The sequence below is a fragment of the Nonomuraea sp. NPDC026600 genome, assembly GCF_040638335.1.
In the GTDB taxonomy this organism is placed as follows: domain Bacteria; phylum Actinomycetota; class Actinomycetes; order Streptosporangiales; family Streptosporangiaceae; genus Nonomuraea.
The window spans coordinates 457,363-483,485 of record NZ_JBEZYD010000005.1 but is presented as its reverse complement, the minus strand read 5'-3'; the positions used below and the strand labels follow the sequence as shown (position 1 = coordinate 483,485).

Sequence of the window (26,123 nt, the reverse complement as noted above, 5' to 3'; positions counted from 1 at the left end):
AGGGGCGACGGCCGTCAGGCTTCGTCGGCGCGCATCAGGCTGTGGCAGGCGATCGCGGCGGCGGCCACCACGTTGAGGGAGTCCACTCCGGCGGCCATGGCCGCCGGGCTCATGGGGATGCACACCGACTCGTCAGCCTCACGCATCCAGCGGGAGGACAGACCGTCCCCCTCCGAGCCGAGGAGCAGGGCCACCCGCTCCCCCATCTTCACCTTGTCCATGGGTGTCGCACTCTGATCGGGGGTCAGCGCGAGCAGGGTGTGACCCGCCGTACGGATCCGCTCCAGGCCGCCGTACCAGTCGTCCATCCGCCCGTACGGGATGGAGAAGACCGCCCCCATCGACACCTTCACCGACCGCCGGTACAGCGGATCGGCGCACCGGGGCGACAACACGATCCCCTCCACCCCCAGGGCGGCCGCGCACCTGAAGATGGCGCCCACGTTCGAGTGGTCCACGAGGTCCTCCAGGACCACGACGCGTGACGTGCCCGCCAGCACCTCCTCCACGGGCGGCAGCGGCAGGCGCTCCATCGACGCCAGTGCCCCCCGGTGCACCTGGAACCCGGCGACGCCCAGCATGGTCTCGTCGCTCACCACGTACACCGTCGCATCCCCGAGCACGTCCGCCAGCGGCTCCAGCCAGCGGGGAGTCGTCAGGACCGATCTGATCGGGTAGCCGGCCGCGATCGCGCGTCTGATCACCTTCTCGCCCTCGGCCACGAACAGGCCGCGCTCCGCCTCCAGGCTCTTGCGCAGGTCCACGTCCCTGAGCCGGGTGTAGTCGGTGAGGCGTGGATCGGCGGCGTCGGTTACGTAGTCAGGCACCTTCAGATATTGCCACGAGGCGCGTGACCTGCCAGACCACCGCATAGCAGGTGAGCACCAGGCAGAGCCCGACTACGGTGCCCGCGCCCATCTTGGTGACGACGCTCGCCAGGCCGAGGCGGGGGTCGGGCTCGGAGACCAGGGGCCAGAGGAAGGCGCCCGCGACGGTGCCGACCGTGCACAGCACGAGGATCGCCCGCCGTAGCGCCGAGTGGATCCGCAGCCGGGCGGGGACGGTCGCGGCGGACATCCGGGTGAGGCCGCGCCAGGCCCACCACACGACGATGGCCAGGCCGATCACCGAGGAGGTGTACTGGAGCAGGCGGAACAGCCGCACCACCCCGAACACCGACACCGAGAGCCAGGAGCCCCACTCCTCGGGACCGGTGGAGTGGGTGAAGGAGTCCCACAGGACGTGGGAGGCGGCGCCGATCACGGCGCCGGACACGACGGACGGCAGGTCACGAAGGCGCGGCGGGCTCAGGGTCGCGGCCCGCCCCGCGAGGGCGGGCGGCAGCAGGGAGATCAGCGGTTCGCGGAACAGCAGGTGGAACAGGCCCAGCAGGAGGAGGACGGCGGCCAGGTCGATGGTGACGACGCCGTAGTAGGAGTGCCAGTCGCTGTAGTCCGGCAGGAACCACAGGAAGAGCGGGAGGTCGGGGACCATCGCCCCGATCGCCAGCGCCCACGGATTCGCCAACCGGCGGAGCAGGGGCGATGACATCAGCGGGAGCACCGCTGCGATGTGACTGGGCGTGAACGGCACAGGCCCCGACCCCTCCCCCGTGGCTGATCTTCGTAGATTACCTCGCGAACCTTGAACAAGCTTTGCCCGTTACCCCTAAAGTCACGATTAGTAATGGGTAGCTTACGTATCGCTGTCGACGGCCGGGAGTCGGGATTCGGGGGTTCGAGGTGCCTGAACAGCGAGTTCACGCTCATCCGGCCGCGTCAGCCGACTGGCTGCGCGCTGCGCGCGTGGCTCGTTCGCTCTCGGTGGGCACCCTTGTCTGGCTGGCGGTGGAGAGCTCGCTCGGCCTGACCGCCGGACTGTCGGCGCATTCGGTGGCGCTGATCGGCTGGGGGCTGTCGGCTCTCGTGGAGGCGGCGGCGAGCCTGATCGTCGTGTGGCGGTTCACCGGCTCGCGCACGCTGTCGCCGAGCGCGGAGCGCAGGGCGGGACGGGCGGTGGCGGTGAGTTTCTGGCTGCTGGCGCCCTATCTGGTGATCCATGTCGCCCACGATCTCGACGCCGGCCACCGGTCCGTACCGACCGCGCTGGGCATCGCGGTGACGGCGTTCAGCCTGGTCAGCATGCCCGTGCTGGGACTGGCCAAGCGGCGGCTCGGCCGGCGGCTCGGGTCCGCCGCGACCTCCGGAGAGGGCACCCAGAACCTCATCTGCGCCGCGATGGCGGCGGGGGTCCTGACCGGGCTGTGGCTGAACACGCTCGGCTGGTGGTGGGTCGATCCGGTGATGGCGGTGGCGCTGGCGGGAGTCGCGGCGAGAGAGGGAACTCGGGCCTGGCATGGTCACTCATGTTGCCACTAACCATCACACCAGGTAATCGCCGCACCAAACGGGCTGTTTTGCCACAGTAAGCGCACCGAGTATCGTTCCGGAAGTATTGCGGAGCATCTCCCGCTAGGGTCTCCGGAAGGTCCCGACACACCGAAGAGGACATCGTGGGGCGACACCGCACAGACGAGCTTGATGGCGGCTACCAAGCCCAGGAACCGACTCCCCGTAAGCGTGGGAACGGTGGTGGCCGCGGCAAGGTGTTCGTCCCGCTCGCCGGAGCGGTCGCACTCGCTGTACTCCTGGGCGTCGCGGCGTTCGTGATCTTCAACCGCGACCATGACTGCTCGAACGGCAAGCTGGCGCTCCGCGTCGTCGCGACCCCGGACATCCAGCCCGCGCTCAACAAGATCGCCGGCAACTACAACAAGGCCATGCACTCGATCGACAGCCGCTGCGTCGAGGTGACGGTGGCCAAGGAGTCCGCGGCCCGGACCGCGAACGCGCTGGCCGCCGGCAAGATCAACGCCGATCTGTGGGTGGCCGACTCCAGCCTCGTCGTGTCCAGGCTCCGCGGCCAGGCCGCGGGCGCCACGGTGCCGGAGTCCACCGGCTCGGTCGCCACCTCGCCGGTCGTGCTGGTGGCCGCCAAGACCGCGGCGGCCAAGCTGGCCAGCAGCCTCCAGCCGAGCTGGGCGGGCGTCATCGCGGCGGCGAACGTCGCCAATCCGGACGGACCCGGCAAGAAGATCCGCGTGCTGGCCCTCGACCCGCAGAAGAACTCGGCCGGGATGGCCGCGCTGCTGGCCGCCGCGGGCCAGGCGCAGCAGGCCGGTCAGGGCAAGGCGCTGGTGGGCGCGCTCAAGGAACTGTCGGGCCAGCTCGTCGCCGACCCGACCGCGCTGCTGGCGAGCCTGACCGTGAAGTCCGGGAGCAAGGTCCCGATCGGCGTCACGTCCGAACAGACCATCTACCTCTATAACACGAAAAAGCCTGACAACCAGGTGGTGCCGCTCTACCCGGCCGAAGGCACGCTCAGCCTCGACTATCCGATCGTGATCGTCACCAAGGACGCGGCGGTACAGAAGGCCGCCGCAGCCTTCCAGCAGGAGCTCGGCACCGAGTCGGCGCACCGGACGCTGCGCGACCAGGGCTTCCGTACGCCTGACGGCAAGGCCGGCGACGCCCTGTCCAAGGACAAGGGCTTCAATCCGGCGAAGCCCGAGGCGCTGCCCGCCCCCGACGACAAGACGGTGGTGAGCATGGCGCAGACCTGGTCCCGGCTGAACCTCGGCACCCGCCTGCTCACGCTGGTCGACGTCTCGGGCACGATGGCACTGCCGGTCCCCGGCACGAAGATGACCCGCATGCAGGCGATCACCAAGATCGCCGTCGAGGGGCTCGGGCTGTTCCCCGCCGACGCGGAGATCGGCGTGTGGACGTTCTCCACCCACCTCGACGGACAGGGCAAGGACTGGCGCGAGCTGGTCTCGGTCGGACCGCTCAGCGAGAGCGTCAACAGCGTGCTCCGCAAGGACGCCATCGCCAGACAGTTCTCGACGGTCCAGGCCAAGGCCACGGGCGACACGGGGTTGAACGACACGCTCAAGGCCGCTTATGCGGAGATGACGAAGTCGTACCAGGAAGACAAGATCAACACGATTGTGGTCCTCACCGACGGCGCCGGCAACGACGATCCGGACGGCGGGCTGTCGAATAAGCAAATCCTGAATTATCTCAAGAAAACGTATAACCCCAAGCGCCCGGTCAGCATCCTGCTCATCGCCTTCGGCCCTGACGCCCCGAAGGGCAAGCAGCAAATGGACGCCGTCGCGCAGTCGACCGGCGGCGAGGCATATATCGCCAAGAATGTTCTGCAGGTGCGCGACTTCTTCCTCCAGGGCATGCAGCGCCGCCTCTGCTCGCCACGCTGCGACGGCTGACTTCGGATAAACCCCATCCTGCCTTTACGGCCGGCATGGGCCGGCCTTCATGCTCAGTTCGCCGTTACGGCAAGCATGGGCCGGCCCCACCCACCGACCGGGGCCGGCCCCTGTCCAGGGACACGCTCCTGCGGTTTTCGCGGCTGGGCGCCGTGACGTGCGCCCTCTTGACCCTTGCCTCTCCTTTCTCACCCCGAGTCACACCTGACACTGTTTCCCCAGCTCATGCCTGTTGAGCATGGTTTGGCATGCGGTGGTAACCCGGCTTGACCGAGGAGGCGTCCTACCCGCTGTTGGCTTTCGCCTTCGACCGGGGAGGAAACGTGTCTGGATGGCCGGCTGTTGACCGTGGTGACGATCAGCAGGTGGTTGACGCGCTTCGAATGGGTGCTGTCGAAGGCGCTGCCAAGCTCTATGACGCTTATGCGGAGCGGTTGCATGATTACGCGTGTTCTCTTACCGGAGAGCGCGACGCCGCGGCCGATTCCGTGCATGACGCGCTGGTCACCGCGCATGGATGCGTATCCCGGTTGAAGGAGCCCGGCCGGCTCAGAGCCTGGTTGTATGCGTTGACCAGGTTCCAGGCCGCCGCCCGGTTAGCCCATAGGACCGGATCGGCGAAATCCGGCAGCGTGCCGTTGCCGGTTTTCGATGAGCCGGAGGACCCCGAACTCGCCGAACTCGTGCATGAGGCGCTCGGCGAGCTGAAGAGGAACGAGCGCGAGGTTCTGGAGCTGTCGCTGCGGCACGGGCTCACTCCGGCCGAGGCAGGGGCGGTGCTCGGCCTGACCTCTCGCCAGGCCGTCACCCGGCTCGGCCGGGCTCGTGATCATCTGGAGAACGCCGCCGCCGCCGTGATCCTGGCCAGGACCGGGCGGGCGCACTGTCCCGACCTGTCGGCGATGCTGGACTCCTGGGAAGGGCCGCTCACCCCGTTGCTGCGCCGGCGGTTGTCGGGACATATCTCCGGGTGCGAGGTGTGTACCGAGGGGCGGCATCGGCAGGTGGCGGCCGCGCGGCTGCTCGACATGGTGCCGGTGGCGTTTCCCCCCATTTCGCTGCGCCGGCGGGTGGTCGACACCTGCGTGAGCCCGGAGCGGGACCAGACCCGGACGCTGATCACCGATCGGGGCGACAGCTTCGACCGCACGGGGTTCCCCGTGGCGGCCGAGCGGCGGTCGCGGCGCCGCAGGCCGCGCCGCCTCGCGCCGGTGATGCTGGCCGGCGCGGCGGTTCTCGCGGCGACCGGGGCGATGGTCGTGATGAACACCGGGGACCCCGCCAAGAACGCGCTGCTTGTGACCCGCGCCCCCTCGGCCTCCCCATCTGCCTCCCCTGACGAGCCGACCGGCACCGCGCCCGAGCTGGAGGACGACACCACACCCGCCCCCGATCCGTCGCGCACGTCCTCCCCCACCGGCGTGCCGAGCGCGAGGCCCGCCGCCACCGCCGCGACCACCAGGCCCGCGGCCGCTCCGACGGCCACCCGCCGGCGGACCGTGCGCGGCGCCCGGTTCGCCGCCTCCTGTCCGGGGAGCGTCGAGGCGGCCGCGAAGATCGGGTTGAGCGCGCGCAACGCCACCGTCACCTGGAGCGCGACCGCGTCGGCGGGGCTGGAGGTGCTGCCCGCGAGCGGGTCGATCAAGGCGGGCGGTTCGGTGGCGATCTGGGTCACGGTCGACGACCCGGGCACCGGCGGCAGCGGCACGGTCTCGTTCAGCTCCAACGGCGGCGGCGCGAAGTGCTCATTGTCGTGGGACGGCGGCCCGGAGCAGACGCAGGAACCGCCCACCGACCAGCCGACGACCGTCCCCGACCCGAGTGAGACGCCCAGCGGCCCGACGCAGAGCACGTCCGTGGACAACGTCCAGGCGGACCCGACTCACGACTCCTGACGAGTCGACCGGCCGCCATTCCCCCCATGCGTGACGGGCCACCGGTATCCGGCCGATGTAGCCATACGGCGTGACATTCCGCCTGTTCGGCCGCAGAAATCCTGACTGCCGGTCGTCGAATCTTCGCCCCCGGATCAGCGCGACCGGTGGGCCATGAGTACACTTACGTTACAAATGGGGAGAAAACGGACCTTAGCTCGAAGATCTAGCGGCATATAGGGCATCCTTGGGGTTTGGGGACCGCAACGGAGGCCGGATTCAGCGGGCATGTGTTGAACACCACATGCGGAATATTTGCCTGCCGGTAAACCAGAGCGTGTCGCCAAGCGTCGGCATTGACGTGTCCAGGGGTGTATTGGTCCCATGAAAATGCGATCAAACGCGCCTTTACCCAGCTAGGTCCAGGAGAGAGACGGTAGATGCTCAAGCACCGCAGAGCGTTGACGTGGCTCCTCGCGCTCGCCTGCATCGCGGGAGCGGTGATCGCGCTGTTCGACATCCAGACACCGCTGCGCCCGTTCCTCATCTCTCTTTTCCTTCTGGTGGTGCCAGGAGCGGCAGTCGTAGGACTGTTGCGTGATCGTGACCCACTTGCCGCACTATCAGTAGGAGCTGCGGCAAGTCTCGTGCTTAACGTGCTTCTTGCTCAAGCCATGCTGCAGTTCAACGCATGGTCGCCCCGGGCCGGTGTGGCAACGGTCGCCGTGCTCGGAGGCTTCATGTACGTGCTTCGCGTGTTGTACCGGGGGAAGAACATGCAGACCGAACAGGGGGCCAGGGCAAGGTGAAGATCACAGTAGTCCGCCCCGGAGACCTCGGAGAGTCCGAGCGGGCCCGATGGCGCGCGCTCCAGAAGGCGGACCCGAGCCTGGACAATCCCTTCCTCTCCGTCGAGTTCGCCTTGGCGATGGACCGGCTGCGGGATCGGGTGCGGGTCGCGGTCATCCAGGACGAGACCGGCATCGCCGGCTTCTTCCCCTACGAACGGCACAGCTTCGGCATCGGCAAGCCGCTCGGCGGCTTCCTGACCACGTGCCATGGCCTGATCTCCGTCCCCGACCTGAGGTTAGAGGCCAAAGCCCTGCTGAGGGCATGCAAGCTGAGTGTCTTCGATTTCGACCACCTGGTCGCGGGGCAGCCGACGTTCGCGCCTTATGAGAGCGACGTGCGCCCGGCGCCGGTCATGGACTTCACCCAGGGCTTCGACGCCTGGCTCCAGCAGGTGAAGACCAATTCCCCCAAGAACCTGAAGACCGTGCGCTACAAGGAGCGCAAGTTCGGCAGGGAGCACGGCGGGCTGCGCTTCGAATGGGCTTCGGCCGATCCGGAGGTGCTGCGCACCCTGCTCGCGTGGAAGTCCGATCAGTACCGGCGGACGGGCCGGGTCGACCGGTTCGCCCAGCCCTGGATCGTCGAGCTGATCGATCTGATGTTCGCCGAGAAGTCAGCCGACTTCTCGGGTGTCCTGACCATGCTGTACGCGGGAGACGTGCCAGTCGCCGGCCATTTTGGACTGCGCACGGCCACCACGCTCGTCGGGTGGTTCCCCGCCTACGACACCGAGTTCGCCCGGTACTCACCGGGCATCGTGCACCATCTGCAGATGGCAGAGGCCGCCGCGGCGGCCGGGTTGCACATGGTGGACATGGGCAAGGGCGGCAAGGAATACAAGGACTGGCTCAAGAGCGGGGTGCTGTACGTCGCCGAGGGCCGCGTCTCCCGACCCTCCGCTTCGGCGGCGGTTCACTGGATGGGCAGAACTCCTTTCAACAAAGCCCGAACAATTGTCATGGACCGGCCGTCTCTTTATAGGGCAGCCGATCGCGTCCTGAAGGGCTTCGGTCGGGTGCGCAGCTCGTTGCACCAGGAGTCATCCAACGCAGTCGTCAAGGAACCAACGGGAGCGCGCTGAGCGCTCCCACCCCCACAGCACACAGCAAGCCCGCGCAACCCTCGCTCTCAGTGGACCCTTCATGCACCGTTTCGCAGCACCGCCATTCCTCCCGCACCCGGGAGTGGCTGCGTCCGGCCCGCGTGGTGGGGTCACGGAAGGAAATTCCCTCACCATGAGTCCCGACATCAAGCACAACGGCAAAGTGCAGGTCGCGCCCCTGCGATCGATGCCGCCGATTGAGCGTTTCACACCCGTCACCCCTCACCTGGCGATCTCTCCGACGGTGAGTGTGGTGGTTCCGGCCATGAACGAGGCGGCCAACCTGCCGCACGTCTTCGCCACGCTGCCACAGTGGATCGATGAGATCATCCTGGTCGACGGCAACTCCGTTGACGACACGGTGGCGGTGGCCAGACGCCTGCGGCCCAACGTGAAGGTGATCACCCAGACCGGCAAGGGCAAGGGTGACGCCTTGGGGGCCGGTTTCGCGGCAGCCAGCGGCGATATCATCGTGATGATCGACGCCGACGGCTCCACCGACGGCCACGAGATCATCTCGTTCGTCGGCGCGCTGGTGACCGGCGCCGACTTCGTCAAGGGCTCGCGCTACGCCGCCGGTGGCGGCAGCGACGACCTGACGTTCGGCCGCCGGTTGGGCAACCGGGTCCTCACCGGCATAGTCAATGTGATGTACGGCACCCAGTACACCGACTTGTGCTACGGCTACAACGCCTTCTGGGCCCGCCACCTGGAGGCGCTCGACCTCGATTGCGACGGTTTCGAGGTGGAGACCCTGCTGAACGTCCGCGCCGCCAAGGCCGGATTGAAGGTGCACGAGGTGCCGAGCCACGAACGCAACCGGATCCACGGCGAGAGCAACCTGCGCGTCGTGCGTGACGGCATGCGTGTACTGACGACCATCCTGCGAGAGTGGCGCCGCCAGCCCGCCCCACCGCAGCCCAAGCCCGCCACTGCTCCGGCCGCGGACCGGGGTGTCGCGTAAGAAGGTCAGTTGTGAAGACGTCTGTTGTCATCTGCGTATACACCGACGAGCGGTGGGAGGACATCAGGCAAGCCGTCGAGTCGGTCGAGCAGCAGCGATGCCGGCCACGCGAGCTGATCCTGGTCGTCGACTACAACCCGGACCTGCACCTGAAACTCAAGCGTGCCTACCCACAGGCCATCGTGGTGGAGAACACGCACGAGCAGGGGCTGTCCGGCGGCAAGAACACCGGCGTGGCCACGGCCACCGGTGACATCGTCGCGTTCCTCGACGACGACGCGGTCGCCGATCCCGGATGGCTGGAGGCTTTGGAGGAGGGCTTCCAGGATCCGGGCGTCGTCGGCGTCGGCGGTCGTACCGATCCACTGTGGGCGTCCCAGCGCAGGCCGCGCTGGTTCCCCTACGAGTTCGACTGGACGGTCGGCTGCTCCTACCGCGGCATGCCCGCGGTCAGGGCGCCGATCCGCAACGTGATGGGCGGCAACGCCGCCTTTCTGCGTGAGGTCGTCTCCGAGGTGGGTGGCTTCCACAGCGGCATCGGGCGCAGCGTGCAGGGCCGCAAGAGCAGGCCGCTGGGCTGCGAGGAGACCGAGTTCTGCATCAGGCTGAGCCAGCGCAAGCCCGGCTCGGTCATGCTGTTCGAGCCGCGCGCGCTGATCGGGCACAAGGTGTCGCGGCAGCGCGAGCGGTTCGCCTACTTCAGGTCCAGATGCTACGCGGAGGGTCTGTCCAAGGCCCTGGTCACCAAGGAAGTGGGCACCCAGGACGGGCTGGCCAGCGAACGGGCGCACGCGCTGAAGACGCTGCCGCTCGGCGCGCTGCGGGGCGTCGGCGAGGCGTTCCGCGGCGATGTCGGCGGGCTCGGCCGGGCCGCCGCGATCGTGGTCGGCCTGGCCTGGACCACCTGGGGCTACGTGGTCGGTTCAGCACGGCTGAAGGCGGTGCGCGCATGATCCGCGTACCGATCCTGATGTACCACTCCGTCGCCGACAACCCGAACGACGAGACGCGCCCTCACTCGGTACGGCCGTCGGACCTGGACGAGCAGCTCGCCTACCTGTCGGAGAACGGGTTCACCGCGCTCACGCTGGGCGATCTGGTGGCCTCACTGAACAACAACAACGGCAGGAGCGTGCCGGCCAAGCCGATCGTGCTGACGTTCGACGACGGCTACGCCGACTTCCACAGCCACGCGCTGCCGATGCTCGACCGCTACAAGTTCCCGGCCACGGTCTTCCTGACCAGTGGCTGGGTGTCGGACGCCGGGGACGACGCCGCGGGCCGGCCGCTGGACGACATGCTCACCTGGGGCCAGGCCCGCGAGGCCGCCCAGACCGGCATCGAGATCGGCGGCCACAGCCACAGCCACCCGCAGCTCGACCAGCTCCGCACCGACGAGCTGCGCCAGGAACTGCGCCGGAACAAGGGCCTGCTGGAGGACATGATCGGCACGCCCGTCGCCACCATGGCCTACCCCTACGGCTACTCCAGCGCCCGCGTGCGCCGCGAGGTGCGCAAGGCCGGCTACTTCGCCGCCTGCGCGGTGAACAACACCATCGCCGCCGACCGCCACGACATGCTGGCCATCCCCCGGCTGACCGTGGCCCGGCACACCTCCATCAGCATGTTCAAGCGCGCCGTAGAGGGCAGCGCCGTCCCCCTCATCTACCTGAAGGAGCGGGTCCTCACCAAGGGCTACGCGATCGTCAGGCGCACGAGGTACGGCCTGCAGCGGGTGCGTGGCAATGTCTAACCTCTGGGGCAGGCTGCTGCACGACCTCCGTAGCCCACTGTTCCGTAACGGCTACGCGCTGATGGCCAACACGGCGATCACCGCGACGCTCGGCATGGGCTACTGGCTGCTGGCCGCCCACTTCTACACGCCCGAGGAGTTCGGCCGCGGCCAGGCGATGATCACCGCGATGCGGCTGTTCGCGTCGCTGACCGCCCTGGGTCTGGTGGGCGCGCTCTCGCGCTTCCTGCCGCTGGCGGGCCGCCGCATCCCCGAGCTCATCCTGCGGGGGTACGGCCTGGCGGCGGCGACCGGCGGCGTGGCGGCACTCGGCTTCCTGCTGACCCTGCCGCTGTGGGGGCGGACCTACTCGGTGCTCGGCGGGTTCGGGCCGGGACTGTTCTTCCTGGCCTCGGTGCTGGTCTGGTCGGTGTTCACGTTGCAGGACGTGGTGCTGACCGGGCTGCGCGAGGCGACCTGGGTGCCGCTCAACAACCTGGTCTTCGGCCTGGCCAAGATGGGGTTGCTGGTCGCGATGGCCGGCGCGCTGCCCGACGGCGGCATCTTCACCTCCTGGATGGTGCCGACGGCGCTCGCGCTGATCCCGGTCAACTGGCTGATCTTCGGCGTCATCGTCCCCCGGCACATGAAGCGGACCGAGACCGTCCAGGAGCCGCCGCGCCTGCGCGAGATCGGCCGGTTCCTGGCCGGCGACTTCCCCGGCACGCTGTCGATCCTGGCGATCGTCTACCTCGTGCCCACCGTCGTCGCGACCCGGGTGGACGAGGCCACGTTCGGCCGCTTCTCCATGGCCCACACGCTGGCCAGCATGATCGAACTACTGGCCATGAACATGGCCGTGTCGCTGACCGTCGAAGGCTCCTTCGACCGATCACAACTGGCCGCGAACTGCCGCCGGGCGCTGCAGCGGGCCTTTATGATCATCGTACCGGTCATCGTGGTGGTGCTCGCGGGCGCGCCGCTCATCCTGAGCATCTTCGGTGACGGCTTCGCGGCAGTCGGTACGACGCTGCTGCGGCTCATGGCGCTGGCCGTGCTGCCGCGGGTGCTGATAGAGGTCTATCTGAGCGCGCTGCGGGCGCAGAGTGACGCGCGGAGACTGGCCGGCGTGCAGATCGGGCTCGCGGTGCTCGTGGTGGTCTCGATCTTGGGGCTGTTCCCGTTCGCCGGAGTCAATGCGGTGGGGTACGGCTTGCTGCTCAGCGAGACCCTGATGGCACTTTTGATCTTCAAATCTCTACGCAAAATACTCATTCTTGGTGATATGCGACGGGCTAGCGTCACTCAGGGGTCGTCCGGGGCCGCATGATGGTCAACGTGAGGCAACGTGACGGCGATGGCATGACAACGGGGATCACGGGCTCTTCCGAGCCCATGGGCGACTCCACAGACGGCACAGAGGAGGAAACGGGCGTGGCCTTCGATCCGGATGCCACGGGCGTCATCCCGCGTCTGCCGCGCCTGGACGGCTCGGACAGCCCCGCGTCCGGCTCTTCCGCCGAGGTCACCGATGGTGACGACGAGAAGGAGGAGACGGGCACCCGGCCCGCGCTACGCCTGCCTGCCACCCTCCACATCGGCACGCCGCCGAAGGCCCCGGAGGGCGCAAAAGACACGCCCGCAAAAGACTCGAAAGGCACGGGGGGCTCGAAGGGCAGGAAGGACGCCGCGCCCAAACCCGCCGCGCCCGAGCCCGCTGCGGATGACGGCGCCGCGGGGACCGTGCCGACGAAGGTGGCCGCCCCGTATGCCTCCGTCCCAGAGGCGGCCGCCCCACAGGCCATTGCCCCGCAGACGGCCGCCCCGAAAGCCGCCGTGCCGGAGGCTGCTGTCCCGCAGGCCGCTCGCCCGCAGGGAGCTCGCCCTCAGGGGGCTGCCCCGCAGGCCGCTGAGCCGAGGGCCGCTGCCCCACAGGCGGCCGCCCCGGTCGCGCGACTGTCCGTGGAAGCTCCCCCGGCTCCCCCTGCTCCCGCCAAGGCACCCGTCGAGCCTGCCGCCGCCCCCCCGGCCAAGACCGCGGCCAGGACCCCGGTAGAGACTCCCGCCCAGCCTCCTGCCAAGGCCCCAGAGAAGCCCGCTCCCGCCAAGACGCCGGGGCCGGGCGGACGGGTGAGCCGGTTGGTGCGGAGCGCGCCCACGTGGCTCCCCGCGCTGCTCACGGTCGAGGGCCTGGTCATGTACGTGCTGGCCCTGCGCGTCCCCCCAGGCCCGCTGCGCGGCGTGAACCCGGCCGACATCAACGGCCTCGGCCTGATCGCCGCCCTCCCGGCCAGCGCGTTCGCCGCGATCCTGATCATGCTGGTGTCGTTCTTCGTGACCGTCGCCCAGAGCACGGACCGCAAGTTCCTCCTGCTGTTCCAGATCGCCGTCATCACGTTCGCCCTGCACGGCGCCGGTTCACTGGTGGCCTCCGAGCCCAGGTTCCCCACGGCGTACATCCACGCGGGCTTCGTCGACTTCATCGGCCGGACCGGCGAGACCGCGATCAACATCGACGCCCGCATGGGCTGGCCGGGTTACTTCGCGCTGTTCGCCTTCGTGACGAAGGCCGCCGGCATCACCGACATGACCACGATCCTCCAGTGGACGCCGCTGCTGACGAACCTGCTCTACCTGCTGCCGTTCGTGCTGATCCTGCGCCAGGTGGTGGCCACCACGCGGGCGCGCTGGTTCGCGGCGCTGCTGTTCGTGCTGGTGCAGTGGATCGGGCAGGACTACTTCTCGCCGCAGGGCTTTACCTTCGCCCTCTATCTGGCCTTTGTCGCGATCCTGTTGCGCTGGTTCGGGCGGGTGGAGCCGCGGACCAAGCCGATCGCGCCGAAGGGGCTGCGTAAGCTGCTCGGCCGCCTCGACGCGATGACGCCCGGCGAGATCGCCAACACCGGGACGTTCCGGGCCGACCGGCTGCTGATGCTGATGATGCTGCTCGCGCTGTTCTTCGCGGCGACGGCATCGCACCAGATCACGCCGTTCATGATGCTCGGCGTGCTGACGGCGTTCCTCATCTTCAAGCGGACCAAGCTGACGTGGGCGCTGCCGTTCTTCCTCGGTCTGGCCGTCCTGGCCTGGATCAGCTACGAGACCGTGGGGTTCTGGGCGGGCCAGATCGACGCGATCTTCGGCGGCCTGGGCAGGATTCTGACGAACCTGCAGACCAACACCGGCGACCGCATCGCGGGCAGCGACCCGGCGCACGCGTTGGTGTTGAAGGCGCGGCTGGGCATCCTGGGCGCGATCCTGCTGCTGGCGGCGGTCGGCCTGCTCAGGCGGCTGCGGCGCGGGGTGTTCGACCGGGCGTCACTGATCCTGCTCTGCGTGCCGGTGCTGGCGCTGGGGCTGCAGAGCTACGGCGGCGAGATCGGGCTGCGCATCTACATGTTCGCGCTGCCCGGCGCCTGCCTGCTGGCCGCGTACGCGTTCTTCCCGAACCTGCCCGCCGACAGCGCGGACGTGCGCGAAGAGACCGTGCCCATCCGCAAGCGGAACGTGCGCTTCAACCCCGAGCTGACCAGGAAGCTGTCGGTCGTGCTCGCGGCCTGCTTCGCGGTGCTGTTCGCGGGGGCGTTCCTGATCGCCCGCTACGGCAACGAGAAGTTCGAGCGGGTGACGACCGGCGAGGTCGCCGCGATGCACTACATCTACGCGCACGACAAGCCGAGCGCCCGGGTCCTCTACCTGACGGCCAAGGAGGGCCCCGAGGTCACCCCGACGCTGCCGTGGGGCGAGAAGGACATCGAGCTGGTCAACTTCAACGGCCAGGCGCTCGTGTTCAAGGATCCGACGCAGACCGCCAAGGCGGTGGCGGCGCTCAAGGCCAGCCCGCGCAACAGCTATCTCGCCGTCAGCACCGGTCAGATCAGCTACCTGCAGCTCAACGAGGGGTTCCCGGCAGACTGGGGCGCCAGGTTCCGGGCCGCGCTGGACGCCTCGCCGGAGGTGAAGAAGGTCTACTCCAACAGCGACGCCGCCCTGTACACGTGGAAGAAGTTCGTCAAGGGCACCGAGATCCCGGATCCCCAGCCGTACAAGGGGCGCGGCGACCCGACCTCGCCATGGACGCCGGTCGGTCTCGCGGCACTGGCCCTGACCTGGGCGAGCATGTTCGGCTACGAGGTGATCCGGCTCAACGGGCCGAACCGGGCGGTCAGGGCGCGCAGGGTGTTGCTGTGGGTGTCCATACCGGCGTTCGCCGTGGCCGTGGGCGTGATCATAGAGCGATTTATCTATATCGCATCAAATACCTAGGATTCACAGGAAACTCTCAGGTTTTGCGGAATGATGTTCGCTGATGAGGACACATCCCGCCATATCCCCCGAACGATCCGTAGCTGCGCGTATCACTTCTGTTGATGCCCTGCGGGGCTTCTCGCTGCTCGGCATCCTCGTGGTGAACATCGCCTTCCTGGCCTCCGGCTACCGGATGGCCGGGATGGCCGAGCCCGCGTTCGTCTCTCCGCTCGACTGGGCGGTGCGGTGGACCGTGACCCTGCTCATGGAGAACAAGTTCTACTTGCTGTTCTCCTTCCTGTTCGGCTACAGCTTCACGCTGCAGGTCGACTCGGCCGTACGGCGGGGCAAGGCGTTCGTGCCGATGTTCCTGCGCCGCCTGGCCGGGTTGTTCCTGCTCGGGCTGGCCCATGCCGTGCTGCTGTTCCCGGGTGACATTCTCACCACCTACGCCGCGGTCGGCCTGGCCCTGCTGCTGTTCCGCAAGATCTCGCCCAGGACCGCGGTCATGCTCGCGGTCGCCTTGACGTCCCTGCTGGCCCTGGGGTTCGTGCTGCTGGCCGTACTGGCGATGGTGGGTCTGGACACGGCGGGGACGGTCTCGCAGGGGGTCGCGGAGGCGGTGCACTCGGACTCGGCGCTGCGCGGCTCCGGCCTTCAGATCATCGGCGAGCACCTGCGCAAGCTCTCCCTCATCGTCGTGCTGCGCGTGCTCTTCCAGGGGCCCGCCGTACTGGCCGCCTGCCTGATCGGACTCGCGGTCGGCAAGCTCGGCGTGCTGCGCGACCTGTCGGCGCACACGGCCACGCTCCGCCGGCTGCAGTGGCTCGGGTTCACCGTCGGGCTGGGCGGCGCGTTCGTCTACACGCTGTCGGCCTGGCACGGCAGCGTGAACAAGTTCCTCGGCGAGGCCGTGGACCTGGTCACGGCTCCCCTGCTCGCCGCCGCCTACGCGGCGACGTTCCTGCGGCTGCTGCCGTATCTGCCCCGCATCGGGCGGGCGCTGGCGGCGCCGGGCCGGATGGCGCTGTCCAACTATCTCGGGCAGTCGCTCATCTGCTCACTGATCTTCACCGGGTACGGCCTGGCGCTCGTGGACCGCGTCAGCCCGCCGCTGGAGGTGCTGATCGCGATGGCCGTCTTCGTCGCCCAGGTCCTCCTCAGTCACTGGTGGCTGCGATCCCACCGGTACGGACCGGTGGAATGGTTGCTGCGCGCCCTGACGTACTGGAGCCGGCCGGGGCGGGGCGCCCATCAGAGGTCAGGGCGCGCCTGAGGCCCCCGATAGGGCAGCGTCCGGCTGTAGACCAGGTTGGTGGTGGTGCTGCCGAACTGGGCGAGGTCGTCGACGACCTGTTCGAGGTGGGACATGGAGGTCGCGGCCACCTTCAGCAGGTAGCAGTCGTCGCCCGTCGTACGCAGGCATTCGAGGATCTCCGAGCGCTCGCCGAGCAGCCGGTGCAGCGGGTCGTGCCGGTTGCCGGGGAACTTGAGCCGCACCACGGCGAGCACGGCGAACCCGACCTTCTCCAGATCCACCTCGGCTCGATAGCCGGTGATGACACCGGCCGCCTCCAGCCGCTTCACCCGCTCGGTCGTCGCGGAGGGGCTGAGATTGACCCGTCGCCCCAGCTCGGTGAGCGCGATGCGGCCGTCTCTCTGGAGCTCGGCGATGATCGACCAATCCGTCATGTCAAGGCTTTCGGCCATCCGCCCAAAATACCGGTAATTCCCCGGCCAATCGTCGCGCACGCAGGGAGGACTCCCTTCCTGCCGCCATGATTGATTGGCTAGCCTGCACGGGTGCGAATAGGCGTGAATGTCCCGAACTTCGGACCAGGCACCAACCCCGACATGCTGCGCGGCTGGGCACGGACAGTGGAGGGCCTCGGCTTCGACCTGTTGATGATCTCCGACCATGTGGTGGTGACACCCGACGTCGCCAAGCAGTATCCGGCGCCGTTCTACGAGCCTTTCACCACGCTGTCCTGGCTGGCGGGCATCACCGACCGGATCAGGCTCGGGACCACGGTGCTCATCATGCCGTACCGGCATCCGCAGCTCGTCGCCCGGATGGCCGCCAACCTCAACGACCTCAGCGGGGGGCGGCTGGTCCTCGGCGTGGGCGTGGGGTGGGCACGGCAGGAGTTCGAGGCGCTCGGCGTGCCGTTCCAGCGGCGCGGGGCACTGACCGACGAATACCTCCACGAGCTGCGCGCCGCCTGGGCGGACGGCGAGGACTACCGAGGCGGGCCGGTGCCGATCTGGATCGGCGGCAACAGCGACGCCGGCCTGCGCCGGGCGGTGCGCCTCGGCGAGCCGTGGCACCCGCTCCGGAACACCCTGCCCTGGCTGCGCGAAGCCGCCGGCCGCCTGGAAACCCTGGCCGGCGAGCACGGGCGCCCGGTGCCCGCGCTGATGCCCCGCATCGTCCTCCGGCTCACCACGACCCCGATCACCGATCCCGACCGGCTGGCCGGCGCGGGCACGATCGAGCAGATCATGGACGACCTCGAACAACTACGCCTCCTCGGCGCGGACACCGTCGTCCTCGACCCCTTCGGCGGCGACCCTCAGGAGACCTGTCGCCCTGAGGCGGCCTGGCACGCTCTGGCGGCCGTGGCCGCCTCCTGGGATCTTCACGCGAACCACCTATGAACGGAGCGATCATGACGTACGACGACGAGCAGTTTCTGCGCAGGGCCATCGGGCTGGCCGCCAAGGCCCGGACGGGGGGCAACCCGCCGTTCGGGTCGCTCCTGGTGGGGCCGGACGGCGACGTGCTCGCGGAGGACACGAACACCTCCATCAGCGACGCCGACATCACCGCGCACCCCGAGCTGAAGCTGGCCCGCTGGGCGGCCCGCGAGCTCACCCCCGAGGCCGCGGCCGCCACCATCATGTACACCAGTTGCCAGCCCTGTGGCATGTGCTCGGCCGCCATCGAGCGGTCGGGGCTCGGGCGGGTGGTGTTCGCGCTGTCCAGCGAGCAGCTCAGCGGGCTCAAGCCGGCCGCCGAGAACGCCGGGGCGCGGCTCGACGGACCGGCGCTGTACGACGAGGCGCGGGTGCCGGTCGAGGGGTATTACGTCTAGTCCAACCCTGGCCTTTTACCAACAACCTCAGTAAAACCACGCAAACCTCACTGTCGGCCGCCAGGATGATCGATGGGAACACATCGACGCATCAGGAAGGACCGATAGTGAGGTTACGGTTGTTCACCGCGGCACTGGCCGGTGCCGCACTCCTGTCCCAGCTCGCCGGGGTGGCATCAGCCCAGTCAGCCGCTTCGGCCGAGCGGCTGGAGGCGGTGCCCACGGCGATCGGCTGGGCGGAATGCGGCACCACGTACAAGGGTGAGTGCGCGACCATCAAGGTGCCGCTGGACTACGCGAAGCCCGGCGGCCCGACGATCGACCTGGCCATCGGCCGGTTGACGGCGCTCGACCCGGCCAAGCGGCAGGGCGTGCTGTTCGTGCACCCGGGTGGTCCCGGTGGTTCCGGCCTCAACTCCTACATCATGGGCCGCGGCATCCCGGACGACAGCCCGCTGCGCCAGTACTTCGACATCGTCAGCGTGGACCCCCGCGGCGTCGGCCGCAGCACGCCCATCCTGTGCGGCGAGGACGTGGTCGACGAGACGCCGCTGACCTACCCGGCCAGCGAGGCCGACTACCAGAACCTGCTGGCCTTCAACGCCAAGCTGTCGAAGGACTGCCGCGAGCGCACCGGCCCGCTGTTCGACCATGTCGACACCACCAGCGTGGCGCGCGACGTGGACTCGATCCGGGCGGCGCTCGGCGAGCGCCAGATCAGCTTCTTCGCGATCTCGTACGGCACGCAGGTCGGCCAGCAGTACTCCGAGCTGTTCCCGAAGAACCTGCGCGCGATGGCCATCGACTCCAACATGGACCACAGCATCACCTCGGCCTACCAGTACATGAAGACCACCACCGACGACCTCGAGGGCTCGTTCCTGGCGTTCGCGAAGTGGTGCGGCGAGACCGCCGCCTGCGCGCTGCACGGCCAGGACGTCTCCGCGGTCCTGGACGACCTGCTGGCCAGGGCCAGGGCGGGCACCCTGAAGGACCCGGAGACCGGCGCCGTGCTGTCGGACGAGGAGGTCCGGATCGAGGTGTTCGAGCCGATGTACAAGCCGTCGGCGGGCTTCTTCCCGCTGGCCGACCGGCTGAAGGCACTGGCGGCCGGCCAGGCGGCCGAGAAGGCCGCCGACAAGCCGTCGGCATCGCCGTCGCCGTCGCCGTCCGCATCCGCTTCGGCTTCCGCGTCAGGGGACGCGAAGACCACGGCCAGGGCCGCCGCCTCGGCTTCGACGTCGGCCGCCGAGGGCGTCAACTACGCCTACCCGGCCATCTGGTGCTCCGACTGGAAGTGGAACGTCAAGAGCTTCGCCGAGCTCGACCGCTACAAGCGTCGCCTCAAGGCCGTCGCCCCGCACACCGAGCTGTCCCCGTTCTGGAGCGATGTCACGACCTGCCTCAACTGGCAGGGCAAGACGTCCAACCCGCAGCACCGCCTCAAGATCAGCGGCACTCCGCCGACCCTGGTCATCAAGGCGCGTGACGACGTGGCCACCCCCGCTGCCTGGAACTACGCCGCCGCCCGGCAGATCCCGCGCTCGGTCGTCCTGGAGTACGACGGCGTCGGCCACGGCCAGTTCCGCAACAGCACCTGTGCGCGCGACTACATCGAGAAGTACCTGATCAACCGCACGCTGCCCGCGGCGGGGACGCACTGTCCCACCCAGTTCCCGACGGAACCGCCCGCGACGACACTGTCCACGCAGGACTCCCCGCTGTCCATCACGGGCCGCCCGGTCCACTGACGTCGAGCTGACCGGTTGTGCGTCCCCTGACGTACCGGGGACGCACAACCGGCACTTCTAGCCCAATCCCCTGGCGTAGCCGGGCGAGAACTCGACCGGCAGGGCCGACAGGGCGCGCAGCCGGAAGGACGTCCGCCAGACGAGGTCGTCGGCGGGCACCGACAGCCCCAGGTCCGGGAGCCGGTCCAGGAGCACCTCGACGGCCGTGTAGGCGATGACCTCGGCGAGTTCCGGCGCCGGGTGCGGGCAGCCGTGCTCGCCGTGGCCGAAGGACATGTGCGCGTGGTTGCCGGCGGAGCCGCCGTAGGAGTCCGGCCGTACCTGCGGATCGGCGTTCGCGCCGGCGAGGCCGATGACGAGCGCGTCGCCGGCCCGGATGCGCTGCCCGCCGAGCTGGGTGTCATGAACCGCCCAGCGGCCCAGGCTGTTCTGGGCGGGCGACTCCTCCCACATGACCTCGTTCAGCGCCTGGCCGGCACTGCGGCGGCCGCCCGACAGGGTCACGGCGAACCGTTCGTCGGTCAGCATCAACCGCAGGGTGTTGCCGATCCAGTTGGCGGTCGGTTCCTGGCCCCCGCTCAGCAGCACGACCAGGTCCTGGATGAGCTCTTCGTCGGTGAGCCCCGCGGGATGGGCCATCAGGCGTGAGGGCAGGTCCGGACCGGGACGCTCGCGCTTGCTGTCGAGCAGGCGCTGCATCGTGGCCTGGACTCGCTGATGCGCCTCCACGACGCCCGGGCCGGTGTTCAGCAACTCGGTCACGTCCGCCACCAGGCGTGGCGTCTCGGCGTCCGGCAGGCCGAACAGCGTGGAGATGGACAGCAGCGGCATCGGCTGGGCGTACTGGGCGATCAGGTCGGCCCGGCCGTGGCCGGTGAACGCGTCGATCAGGCCGTCGGCGGCTCTCTCGGTCCTGGTTCTCAGCTCGAACTGGTCGACGGCGGCGAGGGCGTCGCCGATGGCGCCGGCCCGCCGCTGATGCTCGGCGCCTTCGGTGAACAGAATGGACGGCTGGTAGCCGACGAACGCCATCAGCGGCCAGTCCGGCGGGATGCGATCCCAGGCGTTCCACCGGCGGGAGTCGCGGGCGAAGAGCTGCGGATTGCTGAGGACGTAGCGGAGCTCGCGGTAGCCGATCACCAGCCAGGCGAAGATGTCGCCTTCGAGCAGGACCGGGACGACCGGCCCGTACTCCTTCCTCATGTCCCGGTACAGCCGGTCCGGATCCTCCTGGAAGCGGGGGCCGTACATCGCCACGGGCTCGGGGATGTAGGTCATCGGGTAACCCCCTGGGCGGAGGACATCGCGTGGAGGTGGTTCACGAGGGCGATCAGCACGGCCTTGCTGGAGTCACGCTGGCGGGCGTCGCAGTCGATCAGCGGAACGTCGTCGGACAGGTCCAGTGCCTCCCGGATCCGTTCCAGGGGATGGGTCGGCTCGTCGAAGTTGTTGCGCGCGACGATGAACGGCATTCCGTGGTGTTCGAGCCGGTCGATGGCGTACCACGAATCGGCCAGGCGGCGGACGTCCACCAGGACCACCGCCCCCAGCGTCCCCGAGAACAGCCGGTCCCACAGGAACCAGAACCGTTCCTGACCCGGGGCCCCGAACAGGTACAGCACCATCTGCTCGTTCAGGCTGATGCGGCCGAAGTCGAAGGCCACCGTGGTCGTGGACTTGGTCTGTACGCCGCTCGCGTCGTCGATCCCCATGCCTGCCTGGGTCATCGTCTCCTCGGTGCTCAGCGGCCGGATCTCGCTGACCGAGCGGACCATGGTCGTCTTGCCCACGCCGAACCCGCCGACGACCACGATCTTGAGTCCGGTGGTCATCGTGTTCCGCAGCGGTGTGCGGACGAGTGGGTCAGAGGTTCTGAAGTCCAACTAGCACCTGCTCCAGGATTTCGGGATCGGGCAGTTGCGCCTTGGCGGGAGCCTTGGGCGGATGGCGGGCGGTGATGCGTCCGGTGTCGAGCAGGTCGCACAGCAGGATCCGTACGACGCTGATCGGCAGTCTCAGCTCCGAGGAGACCTCGACGACCGCCATCGGCTGGCGGCACATCTGGAGGATCTTGACGTGCTCGGACTGCATGCCCGGGGTCGGATCGCATTCGCTCACGATCAAGGTGACCATGTCCATGGCGCTCTCGTCCGTGTGGCTGCGTCCCCCGGTGACCGTGTACAGCCGGTCCGGGTTCTCGCTCGCCACTCGCCGCGAGATCATAGAGCCCGGCTGCTCTGCTGAGGTTCGCGCGGCGGGGCGGTCAGGTATTCCCCGATCTGCTCGACCAGTTCGTTCATGTTGTGACCGATGATGCCGGGGTCGGCGTCATCGCCGGCCACGACGGCGAGATGGGCGCCCTCTCCCGCCTCCACGATGAACAGCAGCCCGCCGTGGAACTCCGTCATGGACTGCCGCAGTCCGCCGGAACCGTCGCCGAACTCCATGGACGCGCCGTGGGCGAGGCTCTGGATACCCGAGGCGATGGCGGCCAGTTGATCGGCCCGGTCCACCGAAAGCGCGTGGGTGTGGGAGAGCTTGAGGCCGTCCTTCGACAGCACCAGGGCGTGCCGGGTCTGCGGCGTCCTCTCCAAGAGGTTCTCCAGCAGCCAGGCGAGGTCGCGATCTGAGGTTCTCATCGAGATTCTGGGACGGTCATCCGGCGTCGACACCGGACGGACAGCCCTCCCTCCAATCTGTTGGTCGGTCACAGGGTGTCGTCCTCTGCGCTGACATCAGGTGTGTCGGCAGGTGTTGCGCCGCCGGCGGTTCCCCGGCTGGCCTGGCGGAAAGCGCTGAATCTCGCTCCGGCGTCGGCGAGGGACGGCTTGGGCCTCGCCCTCGCCGGAGTCGTGGTCTCGGGCGCGGACGTCGTGGACGTCGCCGCCGCGAGCGTCTGGCCGCGCCGGCGCCTGGGCAGATCGCCGTCCGCGACGCGCTCCGCGGGCGCCGGGGCGGCCACGGAGGTGGCCCGGCGGGCGGCCGGAATGCTCGGCGGACGCGGCGGGTCCGGCGCGGGGGGCGGCGGAGGCTGTGTGACCAGTTTCTGCGGGATCATGACCACCACTCCGGTGCCCCCGCGTGAGGACGGCCTGAAGGAGACGGTCAAGTCGTGCTTGCGGGCCAGGCAGCCCACCACGGCCAGGCCCAGGCGCGTACCGGACAGCGTCGTCAGGTCCAGCGGCTCGGACGAGACGGCCTGCCGGGCGCGGGCCAGCGCGGCGGCGCTCATGACGAGACCGCAGTCCTCGATGGTGATCACGACGCCCGTGCTCACCTCTTCCACGTACACGTGTACCTCCTCGGAGGGAGGCGAGAAGCTGGTGGCGTTGTCCATCAGCTCCGCGAGGGCGTGCATGACGCCTTCGGCGGCGTGCCCGGCGATCGCGACGGTGCTGGCCGAGTGCACCCGGACCCGCTGGTAGGCGTTGATCCGGCCCACCGCGCCGCGCATGATGCTCTCCATCACGATCGGCTTGGTCCAGCGCCGGCCGGACCGCGCGCCGGTCAGCACGGCGATGCTGTCGGCCAGCCGGCCCGCCTGCGCGGTGCTGTGGTCCAGCCTCAGCAGGTCGCCGAGGACCTTCTCTTCGTGCCGGTCCTCCATCTCCCGCAGATCGGCCAGCATGCTGGTCGCCAGTGCCTGAACCCGGCCCGCGGCATTCGCACAGGCCGACATGGCGGCCGCGCGCATGCGGTCACCCCTGCCGACCTCCTGCGCCAGCGTCCACAGGATGCGCTGCTGGGCCAGATCGACGGGCCTGTGCACCTCGGCGAGCGCGGTGTCGACCGACGCCCCGTCGCGCAGCCTCTTCACCAGCGCGGGCAGCGTCTGGTCGGCGAGCTGGGCGATGTCGGCGTCCATCGCCTGGAGACGGTCGCGGAGCTGCTGTGTCTGCTGCCGGCCGTACAGGCCGAACGAGATCGCGGCGCACAGCAGGACGGCGGCTATCCCCAGGCACCAGGCCATGAGGGTCCGCCCCTCGACCGGCGCCTCGGCCACCGCCCACACGCACGCGGTGCCGGCGACGATCGCGGCGGCCAGCGGCACGAGCAAGGCCCGACGGTGAACAGGTATGTGAGCTGGCATCAAGCGGTTCCTCGTCGGAGGTCGGAAACGTAGAACCTGAAAGATCTTCGTCGGATTGTAGTGGAATCTTCGCTTTGTGTGGGCGGTTGGTCACCAATTGCTGCTGTTCTTGCTGGTAGGTCCACTAACAAATGCCGACGGACGGCGCGCCACGCACGCTGGAAGGCGCACTCGCCATTCTCAAGTGGCGCGCTGGCCATGCACCCCGAGATCATGCCGCTTCGGCCTGAGCCGGATTCGGTCCGAGCGTCGTACCGGTTCCAGGTCGATCCGGCGTACCCCCTCCGGGACGTGCCGGAGGTCGTGGGTGATGAGCAGCGTGGTCCGCCCCTCCATCAGGCGGCGCAGCGGCTCCATCACCCGCTCGGCCGTGGCCACGTCCAAGCCGGTCATCGGCTCGTCCAGCACCAGGACGGGCGCGTCGCGCAGGATCGCGCGGGCGATGGCGAGGCGCTGGCGTTGGCCGCCTGACATGAGGCGACCTCGCTGGCCGATCGGCGTGTCGTACTTCTGAGGCAATGTCTGGATGAAGTCGTGCACGTCGGCCAGTTCGGCGGCCTGCACCACGGCGGCGTCGCCGGCGTCCGGGGAGCCGTAGGTGATGTTGTCACGGACCGTGCCGGAGAACAGGAGGTTCTCCTGGTGCAGGAGGGTGATGCTGTCGCGCAAGGACGATCGGGTCAGGTCGCGCAGGTCTACGCCGTCCAGAAGGATGCGGCCGATGTTCGGGTCGTAGAAGCGCAGGAGCAGCTTGGCCAGCGTGGACTTGCCGGCGCCGCTGGGTCCGGTGCAGACGACGAGCTCCCCCGGTTCGATCACGAACGACAGCTCGCGCAGGGTCGCCCGGATCCGCTTGGGATAGGTGAAGCCGACTCGCGAGAACTCGATCCGGCCCTTGCTGCGCCCCCGAACCGCTACGGCGGTGGGGCGGTCGACGACGGCCGGGCGTACGGACAGGACCTCCAGGACGCGGTCCGAACCGGCGGCGGCCTGCGAGACGGTCAGGGCGAGTTCGCCCAGGCCCTGGACGGCGGGGTACAGATACGCGAGATAGGCGGCGAAGGCGAGCAGGCCACCCAGAGTGAGGCGGCCTTGGGCGATCTCCCAGGCGCCGAAGCCCAGGATGACGATCAGGCAGATGGTCTCGAGGACCTGTACGGACGGGCCGTAGAGGCCGGAGAGCCAGGCTTGGGACAGGTTCGCGCGGAGCCAGGTGCGGCCTTCGCGGTGCAGGTGCCTGGCCTCGGTGTGCTGCTGGTTGAAGGCCTGGACGAGCGATTGGTTGGACAGGCTCTCCTCGATGACGCTGTTCATGGTGCCGTTGCTGGTGCGCTCGCGGGCGGCGGCGTTCCTGAACCGGGACGCGAAGAGCTTGGAGACCACCAGGAACGCGGGGATCAGCGCGAACGTGACCAGCGCCAGGTCCCATCGGATGACGAACGCCGCTCCGGCGAAGAAGATCACGCTAGCCACCGTGGTGAACACCTTGACCAGGCCCGAGCCGACCAGTTCCTCGATGGACTCGATGTCGTCGGTGAGCCTGGCCATCAGGTCGCCGAGGCGGCGGTTCTCGAAGAAATCGGGTGTGAGGGTCTGAACGTGGCCGAAGACGCGGTCGCGGAGCTTGAGGAGAAAGCGTTCCGCGCCCGCGGCGGTGACGTACGCGCCGGCGAAGGAGACGAGACCGGCCACAACGGCCAGGCCGAGCCAGGTGGCGGCGGGAGCCCAGAAAGCTCCCAGATCCCGCTCGCTGAGGACCCGGTCGGTGATGAAGCCGAACAGGCCGATGGCGGCGACCTCACAAAGAGCGGCCAGGATCGAGAAGACGATCCCGGCCACGAACAGCCGCCTGACGCCGCGCGTGTCCGGCCAGAAGGCCCGGAATGTGTTCCGGATGGACACCGTCGGCGCCAGAGGCTGAGCGGTGAGTGAGAGCCGCTGGGAGACCCGGCGGCTCTCAGGTGGCACCTCTGCTACCACCACCACCGCCTGCGCCAGCCGCCGCCCCAGCCGCCGCCGCCGCAGCCGCCGCCGCATCCACCCCAGCGACGACGACCGCAACCGCCGCGACGACGCCAGCCCCACCAGTCAGTGCGGTGAGCCGGGAAGAGCTTACCGAGAACCATG

At 68.8% G+C, this 26,123-nt stretch carries 23 protein-coding genes; 14 read left to right on the top strand and 9 right to left on the bottom strand.

Annotation, left to right across the window (positions count from 1 at the left end; translation table 11 throughout):
- Positions 1-14: 14 nt before the first annotated feature.
- Together AB0F17_RS15315 and AB0F17_RS15310 are read right to left on the bottom strand one after the other, a co-directional pair.
- Entirely contained in the window at positions 15-872 is an 858-nt protein-coding gene (locus tag AB0F17_RS15315; RefSeq protein WP_358022159.1) for an RNA methyltransferase, read from the bottom strand.
- Complete coding sequence (locus AB0F17_RS15310; RefSeq protein ID WP_358022156.1) at positions 820-1,593, bottom strand: DUF4184 family protein; 774 nt, start codon at positions 1,591-1,593, stop codon at positions 820-822. Before AB0F17_RS15310 ends, AB0F17_RS15315 begins: the two co-directional genes overlap by 53 nt.
- 212 nt (positions 1,594-1,805) lie before the next feature.
- Between AB0F17_RS15310 and AB0F17_RS15305 the strand changes: the two genes are divergently transcribed.
- The 11 genes from AB0F17_RS15305 to AB0F17_RS15255 all read left to right on the top strand — a co-directional run bounded on the left by AB0F17_RS15305 (position 1,806) and on the right by AB0F17_RS15255 (position 16,336).
- Complete coding sequence (locus AB0F17_RS15305; RefSeq protein WP_358022153.1) at positions 1,806-2,378, top strand: cation transporter; 573 nt, start codon at positions 1,806-1,808, stop codon at positions 2,376-2,378.
- Between the two features lie 134 nt (positions 2,379-2,512).
- A complete protein-coding gene (locus AB0F17_RS15300) occupies positions 2,513-4,288 on the top strand; it encodes a substrate-binding domain-containing protein (RefSeq protein ID WP_358022150.1) in 1,776 nt (591 codons plus the stop codon).
- Positions 4,289-4,671: 383 nt separating this feature from the next.
- Complete coding sequence (locus tag AB0F17_RS15295; RefSeq protein WP_358022147.1) at positions 4,672-6,183, top strand: sigma-70 family RNA polymerase sigma factor; 1,512 nt, start codon at positions 4,672-4,674, stop codon at positions 6,181-6,183.
- A 419-nt stretch (positions 6,184-6,602) separates the two neighbouring features.
- Positions 6,603-6,971, top strand: coding sequence for a hypothetical protein (locus tag AB0F17_RS15290; protein ID WP_214637201.1), 369 nt, complete (start codon positions 6,603-6,605; stop codon positions 6,969-6,971).
- On the top strand, positions 6,968-8,095 hold the full coding sequence (locus tag AB0F17_RS15285; RefSeq protein WP_358022144.1) for a GNAT family N-acetyltransferase: 1,128 nt from the start codon (positions 6,968-6,970) through the stop codon (positions 8,093-8,095). Before AB0F17_RS15290 ends, AB0F17_RS15285 begins: the two co-directional genes overlap by 4 nt.
- A gap of 154 nt (positions 8,096-8,249) precedes the next feature.
- Positions 8,250-9,080 (top strand): glycosyltransferase family 2 protein, encoded by an 831-nt coding sequence (locus tag AB0F17_RS15280; protein ID WP_358022141.1) that lies wholly within the window; start codon positions 8,250-8,252, stop codon positions 9,078-9,080.
- Between the two features lie 11 nt (positions 9,081-9,091).
- Positions 9,092-10,033, top strand: a complete 942-nt coding sequence (locus AB0F17_RS15275) for a glycosyltransferase (RefSeq protein WP_358022138.1) — start codon at positions 9,092-9,094, stop codon at positions 10,031-10,033.
- Complete coding sequence (locus AB0F17_RS15270) at positions 10,030-10,833, top strand: polysaccharide deacetylase family protein (protein ID WP_358022135.1); 804 nt, start codon at positions 10,030-10,032, stop codon at positions 10,831-10,833. Before AB0F17_RS15275 ends, AB0F17_RS15270 begins: the two co-directional genes overlap by 4 nt.
- Complete coding sequence (locus tag AB0F17_RS15265) at positions 10,826-12,142, top strand: hypothetical protein (RefSeq protein WP_358022132.1); 1,317 nt, start codon at positions 10,826-10,828, stop codon at positions 12,140-12,142. The genes AB0F17_RS15270 and AB0F17_RS15265 overlap by 8 nt, the downstream gene beginning before the upstream one ends.
- An 8-nt stretch (positions 12,143-12,150) precedes the next feature.
- Positions 12,151-15,078, top strand: coding sequence for a hypothetical protein (locus tag AB0F17_RS15260; protein WP_358022129.1), 2,928 nt, complete (start codon positions 12,151-12,153; stop codon positions 15,076-15,078).
- A gap of 43 nt (positions 15,079-15,121) precedes the next feature.
- Positions 15,122-16,336, top strand: coding sequence for a DUF418 domain-containing protein (locus AB0F17_RS15255; RefSeq protein ID WP_358022126.1), 1,215 nt, complete (start codon positions 15,122-15,124; stop codon positions 16,334-16,336).
- On the opposite strand, the gene AB0F17_RS15250 is transcribed toward AB0F17_RS15255, so the two are convergent.
- On the bottom strand, positions 16,315-16,770 hold the full coding sequence (locus AB0F17_RS15250; protein ID WP_358022123.1) for an Lrp/AsnC family transcriptional regulator: 456 nt from the start codon (positions 16,768-16,770) through the stop codon (positions 16,315-16,317). The genes AB0F17_RS15255 and AB0F17_RS15250 overlap by 22 nt on opposite strands.
- 93 nt (positions 16,771-16,863) lie before the next feature.
- Between AB0F17_RS15250 and AB0F17_RS15245 the strand changes: the two genes are divergently transcribed.
- The 3 genes from AB0F17_RS15245 (at position 16,864) to AB0F17_RS15235 (ending at position 19,906) form a co-directional block, all read left to right on the top strand.
- Positions 16,864-17,718 carry an LLM class flavin-dependent oxidoreductase gene (locus AB0F17_RS15245; RefSeq protein ID WP_358022120.1) on the top strand — a complete coding sequence of 285 codons (855 nt, stop codon included), beginning with the start codon at positions 16,864-16,866 and terminating at the stop codon, positions 17,716-17,718.
- An 11-nt stretch (positions 17,719-17,729) separates the two neighbouring features.
- Positions 17,730-18,155 (top strand): nucleoside deaminase, encoded by a 426-nt coding sequence (locus AB0F17_RS15240; protein WP_358022117.1) that lies wholly within the window; start codon positions 17,730-17,732, stop codon positions 18,153-18,155.
- A gap of 107 nt (positions 18,156-18,262) precedes the next feature.
- The gene (locus AB0F17_RS15235; protein WP_358022114.1) at positions 18,263-19,906 is read left to right on the top strand and encodes an alpha/beta hydrolase; all 1,644 of its coding nucleotides are present in this window, start codon (positions 18,263-18,265) and stop codon (positions 19,904-19,906) included.
- A 57-nt stretch (positions 19,907-19,963) separates the two neighbouring features.
- Here the strand turns inward: AB0F17_RS15235 and AB0F17_RS15230 are convergent, their stop codons facing one another.
- The 6 genes from AB0F17_RS15230 to AB0F17_RS15205 all read right to left on the bottom strand — a co-directional run bounded on the left by AB0F17_RS15230 (position 19,964) and on the right by AB0F17_RS15205 (position 26,081).
- Positions 19,964-21,184 (bottom strand): cytochrome P450, encoded by a 1,221-nt coding sequence (locus AB0F17_RS15230; protein WP_358022111.1) that lies wholly within the window; start codon positions 21,182-21,184, stop codon positions 19,964-19,966.
- Positions 21,181-21,738, bottom strand: a complete 558-nt coding sequence (locus AB0F17_RS15225; RefSeq protein WP_358022108.1) for an ATP/GTP-binding protein — start codon at positions 21,736-21,738, stop codon at positions 21,181-21,183. Before AB0F17_RS15225 ends, AB0F17_RS15230 begins: the two co-directional genes overlap by 4 nt.
- A 31-nt stretch (positions 21,739-21,769) precedes the next feature.
- Positions 21,770-22,129, bottom strand: coding sequence for a DUF742 domain-containing protein (locus AB0F17_RS15220; protein ID WP_358022105.1), 360 nt, complete (start codon positions 22,127-22,129; stop codon positions 21,770-21,772).
- A complete protein-coding gene (locus AB0F17_RS15215; protein WP_358022101.1) occupies positions 22,126-22,545 on the bottom strand; it encodes a roadblock/LC7 domain-containing protein in 420 nt (139 codons plus the stop codon). Before AB0F17_RS15215 ends, AB0F17_RS15220 begins: the two co-directional genes overlap by 4 nt.
- A gap of 68 nt (positions 22,546-22,613) precedes the next feature.
- Entirely contained in the window at positions 22,614-23,957 is a 1,344-nt protein-coding gene (locus tag AB0F17_RS15210) for an ATP-binding protein (protein ID WP_358022361.1), read from the bottom strand.
- Positions 23,958-24,176: 219 nt separating this feature from the next.
- Positions 24,177-26,081 (bottom strand): ABC transporter ATP-binding protein, encoded by a 1,905-nt coding sequence (locus AB0F17_RS15205; RefSeq protein ID WP_358022097.1) that lies wholly within the window; start codon positions 26,079-26,081, stop codon positions 24,177-24,179.
- Positions 26,082-26,123: the final 42 nt, after the last annotated feature.